The organism is Paenibacillus whitsoniae (assembly GCF_003955665.1).
GTDB lineage: Bacteria > Bacillota > Bacilli > Paenibacillales > NBRC-103111 > Paenibacillus_E > Paenibacillus_E whitsoniae.
Genome location: NZ_RXHU01000046.1, coordinates 16,904 through 35,227, shown reverse-complemented (window position 1 = coordinate 35,227; position 18,324 = coordinate 16,904). Strand labels below are relative to the sequence as shown.

The window sequence follows — 18,324 nt, the reverse complement described above, 5'->3', positions numbered from 1 at the left end:
CTTGCCGACTTGTACTCCATCGCCGCGGTGACGCCTGTAATTTTACCCGTGCCGCCAACGGTTGTCGGGTTTACACCTACGGCTGTCGGCGCTGCCGGTCTTGCGGGAACAGTAAGGTTTTGGGCCGCGCTGTCGACAGTGGTCGTTCCATTCCCCTTCTTCACGATGCTAATCGTCGTTCCGATATAGTCTGCAACATTCAGCACACCGCCAGTTGGGGTTACCGACGCACCATCGACCGTATAACTGCCTCCTGCCGCAAACCCTGTCAGTTGCTCTTGTTCCTCATCGTAGTTAATTACGATCGCAGGTGTAGCTTCCGGTGCCGTAACATATTCCCAAACGGCAGTGAGCCCCAAACCGTTTGTGTAGTCAACCGTTTGCCCTGCGGCATAAGTCGTACCCGGATCTCCTGTTTTAGTCCAATTCACAAATGCCATTTGATTCGGAGGAGTCAGGCCTGTTCCGCTAGGCGCGGTGAACGATCCGCCAGCGCTGACGACTTGAATACTGGGCTTGCTGTCGAAGCTCCCGCCAGCCAGATTTAAAGTAACCGCTTTTAACCCATTAGTCCCCAGGGTAACGGCATTCCGCACTTCAAGAGCGGGTCGGAAGCCGTATCCGATACTGGTGTAATTGATCGGAGCGCTAAGCGCAGTGTACACACCACCCGAGCCTCCTCTCGCAATGCGCGATCCCAAATTATTCACATACGTGTCCTGCCCCCAAGAGCGGATGGACCAGTTTTTGATCAAGGAACCATCTTTGTCCAGAATCCGATCCCATTCATTGGTTGTCGGTGAGCCAGCAGATCCCGAGAAATTCCCCATACTCAGAGATCGCAATGTGTAGTTGGTGTCATAGGTTTTGCCGTAGATGAGGCCGTTCCCATTTAGCGTATTCCACGAGACAGAATGGCTCAGGGCATAATCCGCCACAAAAAGACTGCGATCGCTTGCAATGGCATTCTCCGAAGCGCTTGAATGGCCGCTGCTCGAACTATCGAGACTATATGCGTTAATTGTTCCCGCGTAGGTGAAGGGCACGTAATGTAGGGTCGCATCAGGCACAGCGGTGTTCATTGTACCGATATGATCCGCTTCACCGGACAAGTCAAAATAGTAGGTTTGTCCTGTTGGGAGAGAAAAATCTTCACCCGCAGCCGAAGCCATCGCTGGCAGCATCGGCAGTACCATGCATGCCGATAGCAGCAGGCTGCTCCATCGTTTCCCTATTTGTTTCATCTCATTATTACCTCCAAAGTGTGAGAATGCCTATGCCAGAAATTATACTAACCCTTCCTCCATAAAACTCTTAATGAATTCTTAAAGGATTTGGGAATATCACTGACAACTTGGAGGAACATCGTGGAAGTATTACGTCGTTGCCCCGTTAGGAAGCACCTATTGACTCAACCAGGGACTGTTGACCTCTCAGCTTGTTCTCGAGAATTCCCGCCATATTGAGCGGATCGCGGAGGCTTTGGGAATTGAGGATGTGAGGGGGATTTTGGATTTGGTTTATACGATTACGGTCTAACACTATTTCATGTCCCATTGCATAAATATCAAAAAATCCATGAACCAGAATAATGGGAATAATACGTCTCTTTTTGGCAAAAAAAAATGGAGAAAATAAAAAATAATAGTCCGTTTATTATCGCGGGTATTACACCTTGGTAAAGATGATACGACGTTTGAAGTAGGGTACTCACAAGCACAGCAATCTCTTCTTTTTAAAAAAAGTGAAGAAACTCGGTTATTCCATACGATTCAACGTTTTGAGGCTCGGAATTCAAGTGGGGAATAAATAGAAGCGGTATTGCACAATGAGCCCCCAGTAAAATGCGTTGGAGGCTCATTGTTATATGATTTTAAACATTCATATAAAAATTTTGCATTCTTTCCCGCATCCCGCTTTTATATAATGGCTCCATTCCCAAATAAAGGAGGATTCATTATGCTACACACGATGTACAAATCATTTGCAATCTCTTTGGTTCTCGCATTGTTCTTGTCAATCGGGGTCCCGTTCGGAACAGGGCCGCTTATTGTGCATGCAGCGCCTTCGGCCGCATTGAATTTCGAGGGCGAGACGACAGCGAATACGACAAGCGGCATTACCACGTCCAATTCGAGCGATTCGAGCGCAAGCGGCGGACAGTATCTGCAGACGAGCTCGTCCACGGCCGTCGGGAGCTGGGTGGAGTTTACGGTGAACGTGCCTACAGCCGATACGTACAGCGTAGAATTCGGCTACAAGCAAAATACGGGCAGAGGGATTAGCCAATTAAGCGTCGACGGCAAAAACCAGGGCGGCACCGTCGATCAATACGCAAGCACGGCAGCGTTCACTTCGTCCAATCTGGGCACCGTTTCTTTATCATCCGGCAGCCATAAGTTCCGGTTCACCGTGACAGGCAAGAATGCCAGCAGCAACAGCTATGCCATCACGGTCGATTATTTCAAACTGACGACAGGCGCCGGCGACTATAGTGTGAAAGATTATGGCGCCAAAGGCGACGGAAGCAGCGACGATACAAGCGCCATCAACAGTGCGATTACAGCGGCCAATGCCGCCGGTGGCGGCAAGGTCGTATTCCCTTCCGGCACCTATTTGTCGCGCTCCATCCATCTCAAGAGCAACGTCCAGCTATACATCAATACCGGGGCTACGATCAAAGCGATATCGGGCATCGACAGCCCCGAATCCAATTCGTATGACAACTATCAGGATTTCGGCCACAGTCATTGGCATAATGCGTTAATGTGGGGAGAAAACGTACACAACGTCAAAATTATCGGCACTGGAACTATTGACGGCAACGGCGTGTTGTCCACGAGCGACAATCCCGGCAGCGGCCAAGGCGATAAAGCAATCGCGCTCAAGCTGAGCAGCGATATCGAAATCGGCGGGCTGGATGACGCCCACAAGCTCAATCTGCAGCGGTTCGGCCATTTCGCTGTACTCGCTACTGGCGTCGACACGCTGAATATCCACAATGTTCATGTGCCGAATTTTACCTCGGGCCAACGAGACGTGTTCGACATTATGCAATGCAATGACGTAACGGTAACGGACATTTATTCGGAGTATAGCGCAGATGACATCGTCAAGCTCGGAAGCGACTATTCCCTTGGCTACAAGAGGCCCATGAGCAATATTCGTGTCGATAAGATTGTCGGCTTCACGAATTGCAACTTGTTCCAGATCGGCTCGGAGACGGCCGGTGACATCTCGAACGTTCATGTGTCCAACCTGACTGTACTAGGCGCAGGCAAAGCCGGCTTCAGCATTTCCGTCAACGACGGCAGCGTTGTGGATGGCGTCGTGTTAGACGGCGTCAATACAATGACAGGCACAACGGCCCCTATTTTCATCGAAATTTCGAACCGGGGGCGCGCACCGGGCGCTGGCGTCGGCAAGATCAAAAACGTGACGATCAACAACGTAACAGCGACAAACGCCCAAAGCTCGAAAGGCGAATACACGTCCACGATCGCCGGCTTCAAGGACGGTAACGGAACGTATTACGTGGAAAATATTACGCTCAACAATGTGAAAATTACGGCAAAAGGCAGTCATCCGAATTCCGACGCCTCCATAACCCCCCCTGAACTGTCGAAAGGAAACTATAATGTGAAGGACTTTGGCATTCGGCCGTCTTACGGATTTTGGCTGCGCCACGTCAAAGGGGTCACCTTCAAAAACACCACCGTCAACTTCGAATCGAACGACAATCGGTACGCAGTCGTCGTCGACGACGCCGGGAATATCGAGTTCAACAATTTCTCGATGGCCAAAGGAACAGGCATCGGCTCCAGAGTACAGCTGAAAAACACCGTGAAAAGCTTCTACATGCATGACAGTCCGAACCTTCCGACAGTCGGTCCTGCCGACATTACGGGAACCAAAACGTATTAATTCGGAGGAGCGAATCAAAAAAATAGATTTCGCGAGCCGAAGCGGCTGTCATCGTAACAAGACTATTGCAGAAGTCCGGCTTGATTTAAAATGCAAAAAAGAACCTCCCTTTTACAACGGGAGGTTCTTTTTTACCCTCTAAGACAGCATGTTATCGCCCCAATCCTTGATCCGATACTCCTTCACGACGCCTTCCAAGTAAAATGGATCCGCCTTGGCGAATGCCTCGGCTGCGGCCCGACTGCGAAAGAGCGCCATATTCCCGCCTTCCGGATCGGTGAAAGGCCCTACTCCAACAACTTCGCCTCGGGCAAGAAACTGATCCAGAAATGCTTTGTGACGAGGGAAGATGGCCATAACCTCTTCACGGGCCTTTCCTGCACTGGTGCCAATTACTGCAAACAACATTCGTATTCCCCCTTACCTTTTATCAATCCCAGTCCTTATATAAGGAATCGCCAATTTAATAAATTCTTCCGGCGGTACCTTCTGACTACCTCTTCTCCATTCTACAGAAGCCCCATACATTCCCCAGCTTAATAGGACAGCTGTAAGTTTTAGAGCCTCATCCTTTTCCGTTGTATGTTGCTTAACTAACATTTTGTAAAAAATAATCTCGAGCTGATCCCTAATAATACGGGCTATGGTATCTTCGTAACCTCTATGGCAACGATTCGATAACGACTTTTGGAAATTTGTTATGGATTCAAATATTCTAACAAATACTTCCTCATTTAATTCGTCATTCTGGTAAAAATCATAATTCAAATTAACTAGCAATACCTCTGACAGTGCTTTTTCCAATAAGTCATAGATATCTTCAAAATGATAATAAAGCGTTGCGCGATTAATCATAGCTTCCGCCGTTATATCCTTAATCGTAATATCCTTAAATTCCTTTTTCCCTGAAAGTTCAATGAAAGAATCCATAATTAATTTGCGGGTACGCAAAACTCGGGGGTCCGTCTTAGATTCGGTCATTTGGTTCACCTCCTATTTTCAACAAGTGCTTAAAAGTGTTGTATACACGACAAATCCACAGAACTATTGGTGTTGATGAGTTTTATTATGATTTAAGATGTACCTATAAGCAAACAAACATGGATTACTCAAAAAAGAAATGAGGAATTAGTATGGCGGACAATAATAATATGGTGTGTGATCTGCAATCAGGTGTATGCGGAGTAGCGGAAGATGAGGAAATGGAGATAATTGATTTTAATCAGCCTTCAAAAACAATTAATCTTTACTATGTGACCGATCCTATTTGTTCGCATTGCTGGGCGCTTGAGCCTGATCTTCGTCGTTTTATGGAGCAATATGGGAACTATTTTAACTTTCATACGGTTATGGGAGGCTTGCTGGAAAAATGGCATGATGGGCCCATCGATCCGGCAAACGGCATTCATAAACCAGCCGATGTGGCTGTTCACTGGAGAGAAGTTGGAGCGCATTCAAGAATGCCAATTGATGGGACTTTAATGATTGATAATCCAGTTCAATCATCTTACCCGCCTTCTCGTGTATTTAAGGTGATTCAACAAAGGTTTACAGATGCAAAAGCAGCAGAATATTTACGTCGTTCAAGAGAAGCACTGTTTGCATGGAATCAAAATATTTCAGACAAATCCGTTATGATTGACATCGTAAATAAAATCGATCTTGACGGAGAAGCTATTGTCAACGAAGCTGAAGATCAGGTCGGCCATCAATGGTTACATGAAGATTTCGATCTAGTTCGAAGCTTGGGGGTCAGAGGCTTTCCGACAATTATTATGATCAATGAGGAAAATAACGGCGTGAAAATAGTTGGCAGCCGTCCGTTAGAATACTATGTTGATGGCTTGAAAAAAGTTCTAAATCTTAAAGAACTACAACCCAAACCAGTCCCTTCCCTTTCTCGCTTGCTAGAAAAAGAAAAACTTCTTTTTTCCAAAGAAATTGAAGTCATGTATGATCTTGGGCAAGATGACGTAAAAGCTTTTATCGAACAAGAGATTTCAGAAAATCATTATCAAGTGAATGAAATTTTAGGAGAATTGTATATCATGTCGTACGATCTCTAGTGCGAAGCCCGAGCGAAGAATACGTTCGGGCTTTACTGTGTCAATCATAATGGGAATAATACGTCTCTTTTTGGCAACCACTTCAAAGATCATATTAATACCGAATCTTAACCCTCCTTACTATATTACATTTTCTTACCGGAGAGAAATCGTCTCACATCCATTAAATAGCGCAAACCGTTTGAAGCAATCGTCCAGGGCTGTCTGCAGCTTCTTTGTTGGCTTCACGCCTTTCTCATACCAGATGTTTTTAACAACAAGATGCCTAGCTTTTCGCTCTGCGATTACCTCTACTCGTCCAATAAAGTTCTCTCCGTATAATAGCGGCAGAACATAGTGTCCGAATTTCCGTTTGTTAACTGGCGTGTAAATCTCCCAGGTGTAATCAAAGCCAAATAATTCGTTGATAAGCTTCCTGTCCCATATCATATTGTCCAGAGGGGCGATCAACTCGCAGCGAAATTGCAGCTCTGGATTTTTAAGGATGGCCTCAATAAGCGGCAAGTCTTCTGTGCGGCAGTACAGGATGTCCTTCATTTGTTCAACCATAACAGCAACAATCTTAGCTTCGATCGATAGCTGGCGGAAAACCTCGTTACGCTCGGCCGATTTCAGTCCCCATATGTTTAACCAAGCATCGGATGCGCGATTCCATAAAAGTCCAACAGCACCAATCCGACGCAATACCCGCCATTTTTGATGCTCTAGTTCACTAGGCAGCGGCTCTGGCGCATTCAACACATTTGCCTGTATGTACTTCTCGGCGATATCATAGTATTTTCGCGTGCCTTTTTTGTGCTCGATAATCAACTCGCCCGTCGAGTACATCTGTTCCAGTACGGAACGAGATGTATTGTTGCCACCGCTCCAGTGAATTGCCGATCGCCAGGAGAAATCCACATCCAATTTAATATCATCCGAACTTATCGCACCGTGATTTTGGATATGAGTCCGCACTTGCTCTGTCAAAGCTTGCATGTCAGGATAGTGTTCGGCATGCTGCCGGGCGGCCCGCCTGTACCTTTCAAAATACGGCCAGTCTTCGACAGGAATAATGGCTAGATTCTTATCGGGATAATCAACTAAACGTCTATCTTGATAAAGCAGCTCCTCAAGCATTTCCTTGCTAAATCCCTTCACTCGCGATTGCAGCACCAGTTCGGCATTTTTTCCGCACACATCGATGGGATCGTATTGGAGGCAGCTTGCCTGTCGAACAAAATCCAAAATGCCCTGGTTTCCTATAAATCTGTATTCCCCTAGCAGACCGTGCTTCAACAACATAAATTGCCGTGCTTGACGGATGGTTAATTTGATCATTTACGCACCTGCTCTTATTTTTTATTGACTGTATGGGTAAAATTCACTGGCTAATCATGCCCCTAACCTCAGTTTGGTGCTAATAAGAAAATTCCATCATATTCTAAAATAGATTATGACAATCAGGGGGGATTTAGTTGAATACAGTAAAAGTCACTCTACGGCCTATTGTCAGTAGGATAAACTTACCCACTGTTATAAAAACAACATTCCTTCCGGGTGACTCCATTGAAAGCATCATGATCGCAACACAGGTCGGAGAGATCTTTTTTATTAGAAACGGAGCTATAGGGACTTTTTTGGATATTCGCCAGCGAATCTTAAAACTAGGCGGCTCCAGCGGCGGATACGATGAACGAGGACTCGTAGGGCTAGCTTTTCATCCCCAATTTTACCACAACGGATTATTTTATCTCCATTACTCGCTAGCTGGAACCCAAGGTCCAGTTGCATTTTCTGAATCTTTTAAGCCTAACCCGTGTGATCCCCAAACTTTAAGCCTAAAGTGGATAGATAGGGAAATTAAATATGATCATATTGATACCGTTGAAGAATGGATTCTGCAATCGAATGGGCAGTCTCATAGACGGCGTACATTACTTAATATACGAAGGCCATTTTTAAATCATAATGGGGTCAACAGCTTAAACTTTTCACCTGAAACAGGAAAACTTGTTTTAACGACCGGGGACGGCGGATCAGCCTATGACCCGTTTAATTTAAGCCAAGATATTATGGAAATCGCGGGTAAAATTATTGAAATAGATGTAGGCATGAATTCATTTATTGATAATCCGCCTGTGGTTACACGTTTTAATGAACTGCCTGAATCTATTCAGAGAATGCTTACGGTCATTGCAAAAGGGGTACGCAATATAACCGGCATTTCCTATCAGAGGCTCCATGACAAGTATATTAAATACGCAGGGAATGTCGGACAAGATCTGGTAGAATCGATTTTTTCATTCGTTCAATATAAGCCAATACCTGTTACTCAGCTTGTCCAAGCCTCTATTGTGGGGTCGGAGACCGACCAAGAAGGATTTATTAACTTTGGCTGGCGAGGGTGGGAAGGTAGTTTACCTACGTCTGTGGTACGAAGCTGCCCCGTAAATGCAGGTCTGAATGAAAAAAATATTTCATATTTCAATGAGACCCTGGAAACTTCAGCGCTGCGTCTTCCGCCGCTAACGAGTTATTATCATGATGATCCTCGTCCCGACAAGTTTGGAGGGACTGCACTCACTGGGGTTCAGGCCTATAATGGAAACGATATCCCTGATTTATTGGGAAGCGTCGTGTTTACCGATCTTGCTCGTGCTCATTCAAAACCTCCTGTTAGGGGGGTTCTAGCCTATACAAGGGTAACAGCCGATTGTAAACAAAACGATTATCATGTAATAGAAACGGATCATAATTTTGGGTCTAATTCTGCTTATTACGTTAGTTTAGGAACAAATCTGAATCAAACCCGGCTATATTTAGGGGTTTATGGCTCTATGAAAGTGGCTGAGTTTAACCGAGGCACTGTATTTGAGATTGTTCCATGATTCAACTAAAGCCCGTACCATGTCGGTAAATCCATTAAATACCATTTTGATCCGCGTCTACCCTTTATTGACCGTGCCAAAGAAATAATACGGTTTTATCCCATTTGCAAATAGGCTATCGATCAGCTTGACCAATTCTTCGGACGATAAATCTTTGCCATTGCGTATCCAAAGGCGAAACAAAGAGATTAATGTTGATATGTAAAACTCAATCAGGTATGGCGCTAAGACATCATTTGTTGGAAGGCCCACAATCAATTTTTCAAAGGGAATTTCTCTTTTCAGGCGTTCAACAAAATGAACAGAACCATAGTCGCCCAAGAGAGCTTTTAGCATAGAAATTTCTTCTGCATTTTCCAAGCATTGAAGCGCATCTTGGAAAGTATGCGTAGAAAGCTCCCTGCTTGCCATTTCCTCCTTAATGGATTTCAAAACCTTCTCTTCAACGTAGTTCAGCAACTCATAAATATCCGTAAAGTATTGATAAAATGTACTGCGGTTATATCCTGACTTGTTGGCAATCTCTTGAATAGATATTTTTTCAATTGGCTTTTGGCTATATAAATCACAGAATACATTTACAAATGTTTGCCTTGTTTTGTCCGTAGTTTCAGGCTGCTTTTTCATGATTTGCCTCCATTTCCGGTTCAATAGATGCTCCGACAGATATTGAAAATCTGATGGTTGATGACCGTATGGTGAATCCTTACAATATTATTATACAACACGTTGTTGGATCATCAACAAGGATTATCAACTATTTTAGGGAGGCTAACATGAAAATTTTATTCTTCGGTAGAGGTGTAATATCGACCCAATATGCGTGGGCTTTTGAACAGGCAGGACATACAGTTGAGTTTTACGTCAGAAAGGGGAGAAAAGAAACCTTCGGAAGCCGTATAGAGCTTGAAATGTGGGACGCACGAAAAGGGAAAAAGCTCATAAAAGAAAGCTGGAACGTCAAACTGCATGAGGAGATCCTTCCAAATTATGATCTCATTATTATGAGCGTCAACACGGAACAACTTCCGGAAGCAGCACAATTCCTATCAACTGCTGCAGGAAATACCCCTGTCCTCATCTTCAATAACATTTGGCAAGATCTGAAGTCGTCCATCGCACCATTGTCTCTGAACAATGTTGTCTTTGGCTTCCCCGGAGCAGGAGGCGGCATAGCGGACAATACGCTGAGAGGCGGCTTTTTGAAAATGATATTTCTAGAAAAACCACGTGCAGGCACTGAGCCTATGAACAACAAGGTCAAAGAACTATTTGAAAGTGCCCATTTTAAAATTAGTTGGGTCAAGGATATGCAAAACTGGCTATGGAACCACTTTGCCATGAATGCAGCGATGGAGGCCGAGGTGATAAAACGGGGAAGTTTTCCGGCGCTCTTGAACCACAGGGCCTCATTTGCAAATGTTGGCTTACATATGAGAGAAATGATCCCTGTACTGAAAGCAAGAGGTGCAAAGCATGATGCCATTTCCCTCCTGCTGACTAAAATTCCACCGGGACTTCTCGGCATACTTTTTAACAAGGTTATTTTCGCAAAAGGCAGCTTAGCGCGGCTTTTTGTGGAATACAACAATAGTAAAGCAGGTTTCGCGGTACTTGAAGTTGTGAGAGAAGCCAAAAAGGCAGGCATACCTTTGCCGCGTCTTACGACGGCATTTGAAAATACGGAATATGCGAAAGAAATATAAGGAAGACTTCGATGGATTGGAGCGTAGGCCAAATCTGCTTTTTGGCATAAAAGTACACCCTTTAGCATGCATCGGATGACCCGTGGGGTTTTCCAAGGTCTATTCTAAGGGGTGCACTCTGTCGATGCGACGGGCGGCTTTTTCATTTAGGCAGTGAGGTTGAACGCGGTCAGGTTGCCCTAGTGACCGTATCTGTGGCTGGGCGCGCCGACCTCTGCCGTGAGGACATGGATCTGATCCGCGTTGTGCGAGACGTATTCAAGCAAGATGTCGATGAAGTCTCGGCAGAGGCGGATTCTTTGGGTTAGTGTGACTTCTCTAAGAAATTCTATCAAGCTAGTCGAACTAGAAAAACAAATAGATTATGCATAAATGCTGTCCTTTACCTCTTTAAATTTTAATCTAAGCTTCTCTATCTCACCGCTTCCAGTCGTTGGAAATCTAATAAAAGAAACATTATGTTTCTTTATAATACTTTCTTTCAATTCGTCTCTTTTTAACTGTTCAGGATTATTGGCATGGGATGCAAACCCATCAACCTCAATAAGAAGGACAGGTTTATTATTCAAAGTGTGATAGATAACAAAATCAACAGAAGCATTATGTTTTATATAACTTTTTTCTCTATCCGTAAGTAGGTCCGTATCACTAAATAGATTTTTCAACAATACTTGCGTCCCCGCTTTAAAGCATTTGTACTCTACATTAAGTAATAAATCTTGAATACAAGTCCACATAATATTCTCTGATTTGAATCTTGAGATATTTAATAATCTGCTTTGTAAGTCTATCAGTTTCTCTGAAAAATCCTTGTATAACAAGTCAAAAACAGAAATAACATCACTTTGAATAATGTTTTCATCCAGTGCATTGTATTCCATGTATCGGATTAAATCACTGACTTCCCTGCTTTCTTTTTCAAACAAAGAGTGATCAGTAACAAGGATGAATTGGTCTCTAGCCCTTGAAACAGCAACATTGATTATGCAAGGATCATCGACAAACGGAATGCCAAATTTACCCATATATGAATGGTCCAGAACAGTAGAAAGAAGCATGACTGACTTTTCTCTGCCCTGATACTTGTGTACTGTATCCGCTTCAATATGTGAATCCAGTAGTGAAACAGCTGTCTTTACTTGTTTGCGATAGGGTGAAGCAAACCCAATATCATCCGCATTTTCTACACGTCTCTCTGGATTCTCTAAAAATTGTATGATAGCGTCTAACTCTCTCTGATTAAGATTACCTTTATCTGCGCCGCGAGTTACCCTTCTCATGTGATTTCCTTTTTCCGTGCGAATAAGGACTAGTGGGCTTTGACTCTCATTCTCATAAGTAAAGGGAATTAGCTCCTCGTTATAATACTTCTTATTGCAGAAATTTATTATCTGAGGATGACATCTGTAATGTTCCTTCAGCAACTCTCTTGGTAATGCGTTTCCGAAAACTTTCATCACCGATGACAGGACATTATGCTTAAAATAATCATAGTGCTCCTCTACGTTATCAGAGGTAATTTTCTGCTTAATGTCCATATCAACGATTTGTGGGAGTTGTTTCATATCTCCTACTATGATAGCATTCTTACAACATGATAAAGCTAGAACACCTGTGAGCAAATCTACTTGTGAAGATTCATCAATGATTACATAATCGAAAAGAAAGCCCTCAGGAATACAATTTCTTAACGAATGTGTTGTGCTCAAAATTACTGGAAAGTGCGCAATAAAATCTTCAAAGTTTCCTTTGTTTCTATATGATATTTCATTCATATTCAGTTGCTTAATATTTGAATATTTCTGATTCAATTTATGTCTAAAAAGCTTAATAGACAATTCCTCATGTCGCTTCAGCAACGGTTCAAAAGAGCCTTCATCTAAATCCTTTTGAAAAGAAGCGATTTCATGCTCTATCTTTTCTATTTTTAACCTATAGTAATATTTCTGCAAGTTGATGATGTAGCCGACTTCTTGTTCCTTTAATGCTTTGAAATCCGTAAAACCATGCTTCCATAGCAGTTTTAATTTATAAAATATTTGCTCTGAATTCCCTTTTTCTACTGCTATATGATGATCAGCCAAAAAAGATATGATACCTTCTGGGGTCTTGCGGTAGAATGGAAGTTTATGAATAGATTCAATGTTTTGATTACTGTAGTAACTCTCAAAATGCTCTTGTTCCAATTGGTAGGCAGACAGCTTTTGCTTTAATATCGCTTTCTTATTATTTAGTTCAAGCAAATGATTAATTCGATCATTTAATTCTCTTATTGTCGTGACTAACTCCAACTCTTCAATATCGCTTTCCCAGCTTAAATTATTATATGCAGGCATTTCCTTAAAAAACTTCTTCTTATTATCGCTTTTTCCTAATGAGGCTACAATAAACTCATAGCCATCCTTAACTAATTTGTCCTTAACGTTCTGAACGGCTGCGTTGTTTCCAGATACTACAGCAACTGTTTTATTCAAAAGCACTAGATTGGCTATGATATTAAGAATGGTTTGTGTTTTCCCAGTACCAGGTGGGCCCTCAATGACAGACAGGTTACTTTCCAAAGCATTTTCAAGGGCTTTTTTCTGGCTTAAATTAAACCTAAATGGGAATATAGTATCTCTAACAGGAGAATGCTCAATTTTTATTCTGCTCTCGCTCATATAGCTGAACAACACACTTTGGGGATCTATATAATTTAGTTTAGCAAATTCTTTCATTAAGAAGGCATCCTTCTCGTCATCAGTTTTCGTATATTGTGCAATATCGGACCAGTTCTGCAACAGCCTCTGAAATTTAGTAGGTCCACGATTTGAACTATCTACTACAATATTTCTATAATTAAATACTTGTGAGTGACCAGCTTTGAATATGACCTTAGCTTTTTCACCGAAAATTAACACTTCCTTGATATCAAATAGCTGGCTATCTTTGTAATAAAGAGATTTATCCGAAATGTCCAATTGAAATGGATTTTCTAAAACAGTAATTCTTTCTTTAGTATAGGTATACTCCTTACTCTTACCTTGGTACTTTACTTTAACTCTCGAATCATCATCAATATAATATTCGATTCCTGATGTCTTATCTTCATCATCAATTAAGATTAAGTATTTTTGCGAATCCATATATGGCCAAATCCCTTTTCAATGTATTGGTAAAAATATCCTAGTAATATTACGTTTAATTCCACAACTAAATTTAATATCCCTTTTTTTCTCCAATATCTTCAAAAAATTGACAAAACGTTGCAAAACAAAAGATCACCTGAAATCCAGATGATCTTTTTGTTTAAAAACTATTTAATTTCCTTCATAATCTTTTAACTGATACCCAGTAGCTTCTTCAGCAGCAAGCAAAAGACCATCCGAGTAAGGCATGTATACAAACTCTTGCTTTTTCTTCATCCTCTGGCTCAAATATGCCTTCATTTCTGGATCCATACAGTAAACGTAGCATCCCTTTTGCCCTCTAGTCATTAAAGTACGATACGTATTCTTTATAATCTGATCCGCCATTCTTATTGCACTGTCTCTATCTTCCTTGTACATTTTCTTAAAACCTGAAAGTGACTTATCCGTCTTTGCCCGCTTAAACGGATCCGTTAATAATGTTCCATTCACATACCGTAAGTCTTCACCAACAATGACTCCAACATAATTAAATTCAAGCCCCTGTGAAGTATGAATGCAGCCCGCTTGTTCCACCGATCCTGGATCAATTGCCCACGTTGTCGTATTGTCTAAGTTCCAACTCATATAAAAATTATGCTCTGATATAGCAATATCATGAATATTACTGTTACTTTTCCCATTAGATATCCAATCCCAACAGTAACCTGCAACAATTCTTGCTTTATTATCAATTCGATTCTTCTCAATTATTTGTCTTCTTAGTTCATTAGGATCATCAAATATTTGAAAATCATACTCAAAATCAAAACCATCAAAATTTGCTGTTTCTCGAATGCCTAATACATCATCTAGCCATGCTAAATATCCATCTGAGCCATTGCATCGGAATTGAGATTCTAATTCCATCTCAATTATTTCTGCATCATACTCTGTGGCAAATCTTTTAATTTGTTCCTTATTGCCAATATCGTGAATTGAAATCTTTTGATACTCATCTATAAAAAAGACGGAAAACTTTGAAGCATGAATGATTTCTTTCATTTGATTTTCGCCTTTATTTTTAAATAGACCTGACTTTTCATTCAGTCTATGAGCTTCATCGACGATTAATACATCAAGTTCATTATACAATGACTCATAATACACACCAGATCCCTTAAACATATTGTTAATATATGATTTTTTATGATTTGCTTGAAGTTTTTTGGTGTACACATCTCTAGGAGCCCTGTTTTTAGTCACATATTGACATAGGAGATCCCTTGAAGTTAGCTCCACAAAAAGGTTAATTCCAAGCACTGATTTGCCTGTTCCCGGTCCTCCCTCAACTATAAGTACTTGTTTCTTATTGCTATTTTGAGCTGCGATAGCCATTTGAATAGCTGTTTCATAGACGACTTTTTGCTCATCAATCATCGTAAATTCATCGTTGCCATCTAGCATTCCTACTAAGGCGTCTTGAAGTGATTTTGATGGCTTAATTTTCCCGTGTTCAATAAGATACAACAGTTTCTTTCGATCACTCTTCTTGATATAAAGTGAAATAAACGCCCTTAGTTTTAAAGCATCCCCCTTGGTAAAAATCGGGGCTTCTGTAACATATTTTTCGTACTGCTCATTTGTTAGCGGATCATTGGTTGGCTTCACATAATTATGCAAATAAGCACAAGGGTAAATAGAGATTTGTTCATTCCTTACCGACTCATTATATTCTGTTATTAACTTGGCATAGGACCAGGCCTGATAGGATGGATGTGTCGTTTCCCTTAAGCGGCGACCAAGGTACGTTTGCACAATGCCATCCTTTTTATCAACACTACTTAAATTCTGCCATTGTTTTAACTCAATAATGATGACTGAACTCTGGTTATCTGCATCAAGTCCAGTGAGTATGAAATCTATTCTCCTAGAGTTAGCTGGCACTTTATATTCAATTGCAATTGTAATATCATCTGGAATGTTTGTCGTATTTAAAACTTTATACATGTAATTCATTGAATTATTCCAAGAGTTAATTTCACTAGCAGAAGTTCCACCGATTTTTTCTACTAATACATTATGAATTCTTACCGCAATACTGTCCTCAGTCACATGATTCATAAACTCTTCTTTGGTAGCTTCATAAATAATCATAGAATAATGCCCTCTATTCTCCCTCAGTATATTTTTTAGATGTACCTTTGAATTTATCAACGGGATACTTCTCAGCATTCTTCTTTAATTTTTGTAATATTGCTTTTTCGGCATCTATCTCTAAATCATGCGCAAGCATTAGGGCATAAATAAGAACATCCGCAAGCTCATCCTGGATTTGATCCATGTTCTTGTTGATCGCATCTTCACTTGATTTCCACTGAAAATTCTCAAGTAATTCGCTAGCTTCAAGCGTTAGCGATATTGCTAAATCCTTAGCGTTATGAAATTGTTTCCAATCACGTTCATCGCGAAATTCAATAATTTTCTTTGTTATTGCGTCCATACTTACACTCGCTCCCCCCTATTCCACCTCAATCCCCACAACAGCACTACCCAGATCCACGTGCTCCCGATCTAATGCCACACGAACCTTTCCAGCACGCCGCTTCTCGCGCCACTCTCTTAGTTCTTCTTCCGTCTCAAGACGAAGCTCTGACACTTCCTTCGCCCGATTAAACATGTAATCAGTGGTATACAAAATCCGATAAATCCCATGCCCCGCTGGCATAATCGGTTCCGCCCTTTTCACCCACGACTCCACCTCAAACCGCACATAAAGCTCGTCCAAAGCGCCTCGGCTAGATGGAATCTCCCTAATCGCTGAGCGTGGAACAACCTTCCAGTCCTTGATCTTCCCATACCAGGTGATCCCAGCGCCCTCCGCACCAAACAGACGAATAGACTGGTATAACGCCACATACTCAAGTCGTGTAAGCACTTTATGGTCCGTAATATTTCGCAACGGGGTGTGATAAAAACCGAATTTCAACGCTGCATCCAGTTGATCTGCTTTACTTAACGCCCCAACCAAAACATTCTTACCAGACATCTTGTCCTTATAATACTCTTTTGTTCCACGCGGCTGTGTCGACCGCTCATAGGCTTTTTCGGGACTATCCATGATAATCTCATCCAAAAACTTCTCCATAAGGCTCGTTGAGTTCGGCAAGAACGGAAACGCACCAATATTAATGAGCTCCACACTGCGATAAAACTTATGCTGCTTGAACCGCTCCTCATCATGGTAAGGAAACAGCACATAGGCGCCAAACATACTACGCTCGTATTCCCGGCCTTTCCCCTCATTAAAAACAATCGCATCCCGATACCGATGCATCGTATTAATGTCATCTTCTTCTGGCCCCGGCATCCGGTACTTTTCGTAATAAGGCGTACCCTCATAGCCTGGATTAATCGATATTTAGCATCAAAAACATACTTATACTCAGCCGCGGCATCATTCTTCTTCAGTGTTAGAACATTATCCGGCCTTTGCGCTAGCGTTGGGCTCGAATCTCCTTTAGGCAGCGCATTGTAAAATAAGGTGAAAATCTCCCCATTCTTCGGGTTCCGATACACCATCTTCGCTGATTGGGATTTATCCAGAGTCACAAATAACCCGCTTCGATTTACAGAAATAATATCTTGTTTGAGCAGCTCATACTTCTTACTTAGGAGATGATGAATTTTCAAAAAACACCAGTACTCATAGAGCTGCGCCAAATCTTTCATAGATAAACGGAAGAGATCGTTTTGAATCGATAGACCCTTTAACAACATTAAATAATAGCGATATACCTCACGGTAGCCAGAGGCCATCTGCAAGACTAACGAAATCGTAAACTGCCGCATCTCCCCAACGTTCAGGAAATCATGCTGCAACAACCGCTGAACCTGATTCATCATCAGGTTAATCTTCCTAGTCAGTTCAGGGTCTTCAACGCGACCTTTCTGCAATACTCGTGCTTTAACGTCCTTCAGCTTTTGCCCTACTCGAACCAAGACCCACTTCACAAAACGATTCTCAGCCGTATCGTAATGAACATGCCGCTTTGTCTCCAAAAGATGGGTTGGCGTATATCGTTGACCACTTACTTCTATTATGCCATGTGACGGATCCTTCGCTAACAATTGAGGACGCTTGCTTAGAAAAGCAATGTTCTCTTTGCCAGCCTTCTTCACACGCGATGCGTCGACAAGACGATTCTCACTCTCTAGCTTAGAATGAGGAGCCAGCTTTATCCGCTCAACGGCTTGCGTCAGCTGTGCAAATACATGCTGCAATATCGTAAAATACTCCGTTAAACTCTGGTGATTCGTTTCTTTTAACCCCGTTAAATTGTACGTCTTCCGCAAAAAGTCGAAAGACAAATTATAGATTTGCTCATTCACATCATGAAGAATCATTTGATAGTCGTTCTTGTAATCGATTTTCGAAGGAAAAATCTCCAACTGTAGCCGAAAGATTGCCTCTCCACCTAGTCGGAGCTCGAGCTCTGTGAATCCGACTTCATTTTGAAAATTGAGAACACCAGATAAAATCATTTTCCCCAGCGGTTTTACAGCCTGCCTTACATGAAGATTCTCATGGTAAAAGGTTAAGGGAATGTCTGATTTCTTTTCAACAACCATCTCATAGCCCTGAGTCTCA

General features: G+C 42.1%; 12 protein-coding genes and 2 pseudogenes. 4 read left to right on the top strand and 10 right to left on the bottom strand.

The features are described from left to right. A pseudogene (locus tag EJQ19_RS16630) lies at positions 1-1,244 on the bottom strand (hypothetical protein); the annotation flags it as partial. Positions 1,245-1,959: 715 nt separating this feature from the next. Between EJQ19_RS16630 and EJQ19_RS16625 the strand changes: the two are divergent. After that, complete coding sequence (locus EJQ19_RS16625; protein WP_164716584.1) at positions 1,960-3,924, top strand: glycosyl hydrolase family 28-related protein; 1,965 nt, start codon at positions 1,960-1,962, stop codon at positions 3,922-3,924. 138 nt (positions 3,925-4,062) lie between these two features. Here the strand turns inward: EJQ19_RS16625 and EJQ19_RS16620 are convergent, their stop codons facing one another. Both EJQ19_RS16620 and EJQ19_RS16615 read right to left on the bottom strand, forming a co-directional pair. Next, positions 4,063-4,332 carry a YciI family protein gene (locus EJQ19_RS16620; RefSeq protein ID WP_126142362.1) on the bottom strand — a complete coding sequence of 90 codons (270 nt, stop codon included), beginning with the start codon at positions 4,330-4,332 and terminating at the stop codon, positions 4,063-4,065. Positions 4,333-4,344: 12 nt separating this feature from the next. After that, positions 4,345-4,905, bottom strand: coding sequence for a TetR/AcrR family transcriptional regulator (locus tag EJQ19_RS16615; protein WP_126142361.1), 561 nt, complete (start codon positions 4,903-4,905; stop codon positions 4,345-4,347). A gap of 152 nt (positions 4,906-5,057) precedes the next feature. Here EJQ19_RS16615 and EJQ19_RS16610 point away from each other — a divergent pair, with 152 nt between their 5' ends. Beyond that, a complete protein-coding gene (locus EJQ19_RS16610; RefSeq protein ID WP_126142360.1) occupies positions 5,058-5,990 on the top strand; it encodes a DsbA family protein in 933 nt (310 codons plus the stop codon). A 135-nt stretch (positions 5,991-6,125) separates the two neighbouring features. Here EJQ19_RS16610 and EJQ19_RS16605 read toward each other — a convergent pair whose 3' ends face one another. After that, entirely contained in the window at positions 6,126-7,310 is a 1,185-nt protein-coding gene (locus EJQ19_RS16605) for a winged helix-turn-helix domain-containing protein (protein WP_126142359.1), read from the bottom strand. 137 nt (positions 7,311-7,447) lie between these two features. Here EJQ19_RS16605 and EJQ19_RS16600 point away from each other — a divergent pair, with 137 nt between their 5' ends. After that, a complete protein-coding gene (locus EJQ19_RS16600; protein ID WP_126142358.1) occupies positions 7,448-8,860 on the top strand; it encodes a PQQ-dependent sugar dehydrogenase in 1,413 nt (470 codons plus the stop codon). A gap of 57 nt (positions 8,861-8,917) precedes the next feature. Here EJQ19_RS16600 and EJQ19_RS16595 read toward each other — a convergent pair whose 3' ends face one another. Further along, a complete protein-coding gene (locus EJQ19_RS16595) occupies positions 8,918-9,487 on the bottom strand; it encodes a TetR/AcrR family transcriptional regulator (RefSeq protein ID WP_126142357.1) in 570 nt (189 codons plus the stop codon). Between the two features lie 149 nt (positions 9,488-9,636). Between EJQ19_RS16595 and EJQ19_RS16590 the strand changes: the two genes are divergently transcribed. Beyond that, positions 9,637-10,566, top strand: a complete 930-nt coding sequence (locus tag EJQ19_RS16590) for a ketopantoate reductase family protein (RefSeq protein ID WP_126142356.1) — start codon at positions 9,637-9,639, stop codon at positions 10,564-10,566. Positions 10,567-10,928: 362 nt separating this feature from the next. On the opposite strand, the gene EJQ19_RS16585 is transcribed toward EJQ19_RS16590, so the two are convergent. The 5 genes and pseudogenes from EJQ19_RS16585 to EJQ19_RS32870 all read right to left on the bottom strand — a co-directional run. Next, on the bottom strand, positions 10,929-13,691 hold the full coding sequence (locus EJQ19_RS16585; RefSeq protein ID WP_126142355.1) for an AAA domain-containing protein: 2,763 nt from the start codon (positions 13,689-13,691) through the stop codon (positions 10,929-10,931). 174 nt (positions 13,692-13,865) lie between these two features. Then, positions 13,866-15,830 carry a DUF2075 domain-containing protein gene (locus EJQ19_RS16580; protein ID WP_126142354.1) on the bottom strand — a complete coding sequence of 655 codons (1,965 nt, stop codon included), beginning with the start codon at positions 15,828-15,830 and terminating at the stop codon, positions 13,866-13,868. A gap of 13 nt (positions 15,831-15,843) precedes the next feature. Continuing rightward, positions 15,844-16,176 carry a nucleotide pyrophosphohydrolase gene (locus EJQ19_RS16575; RefSeq protein WP_126142353.1) on the bottom strand — a complete coding sequence of 111 codons (333 nt, stop codon included), beginning with the start codon at positions 16,174-16,176 and terminating at the stop codon, positions 15,844-15,846. Between the two features lie 18 nt (positions 16,177-16,194). Continuing rightward, positions 16,195-16,722: a hypothetical protein gene (locus EJQ19_RS32875; protein ID WP_277600954.1), complete on the bottom strand. Its 528-nt coding sequence runs from the start codon at positions 16,720-16,722 to the stop codon at positions 16,195-16,197. 419 nt (positions 16,723-17,141) lie between these two features. Continuing rightward, positions 17,142-18,218: pseudogene (locus EJQ19_RS32870) on the bottom strand (DUF2357 domain-containing protein); the annotation flags it as partial. Positions 18,219-18,324: the final 106 nt, after the last annotated feature.

Excerpts from the sequence above, each read along its gene's own strand:
- EJQ19_RS16625 (WP_164716584.1), top strand. The coding sequence starts at position 1,960 with ATGCTACACACGATGTACAAATCATTTGCAATCTCTTTGGTTCTCGCA.
- EJQ19_RS16620 (WP_126142362.1), bottom strand. The coding sequence starts at position 4,332 with ATGTTGTTTGCAGTAATTGGCACCAGTGCAGGAAAGGCCCGTGAAGAG.
- EJQ19_RS16615 (WP_126142361.1), bottom strand. The coding sequence starts at position 4,905 with ATGACCGAATCTAAGACGGACCCCCGAGTTTTGCGTACCCGCAAATTA.
- EJQ19_RS16610 (WP_126142360.1), top strand. The coding sequence starts at position 5,058 with ATGGCGGACAATAATAATATGGTGTGTGATCTGCAATCAGGTGTATGC.
- EJQ19_RS16605 (WP_126142359.1), bottom strand. The coding sequence starts at position 7,310 with ATGATCAAATTAACCATCCGTCAAGCACGGCAATTTATGTTGTTGAAG.
- EJQ19_RS16595 (WP_126142357.1), bottom strand. The coding sequence starts at position 9,487 with ATGAAAAAGCAGCCTGAAACTACGGACAAAACAAGGCAAACATTTGTA.
- EJQ19_RS16590 (WP_126142356.1), top strand. The coding sequence starts at position 9,637 with ATGAAAATTTTATTCTTCGGTAGAGGTGTAATATCGACCCAATATGCG.
- EJQ19_RS16585 (WP_126142355.1), bottom strand. The coding sequence starts at position 13,691 with ATGGATTCGCAAAAATACTTAATCTTAATTGATGATGAAGATAAGACA.
- EJQ19_RS16580 (WP_126142354.1), bottom strand. The coding sequence starts at position 15,830 with ATGATTATTTATGAAGCTACCAAAGAAGAGTTTATGAATCATGTGACT.
- EJQ19_RS16575 (WP_126142353.1), bottom strand. The coding sequence starts at position 16,176 with ATGGACGCAATAACAAAGAAAATTATTGAATTTCGCGATGAACGTGAT.
- EJQ19_RS32875 (WP_277600954.1), bottom strand. The coding sequence starts at position 16,722 with ATGTCTGGTAAGAATGTTTTGGTTGGGGCGTTAAGTAAAGCAGATCAA.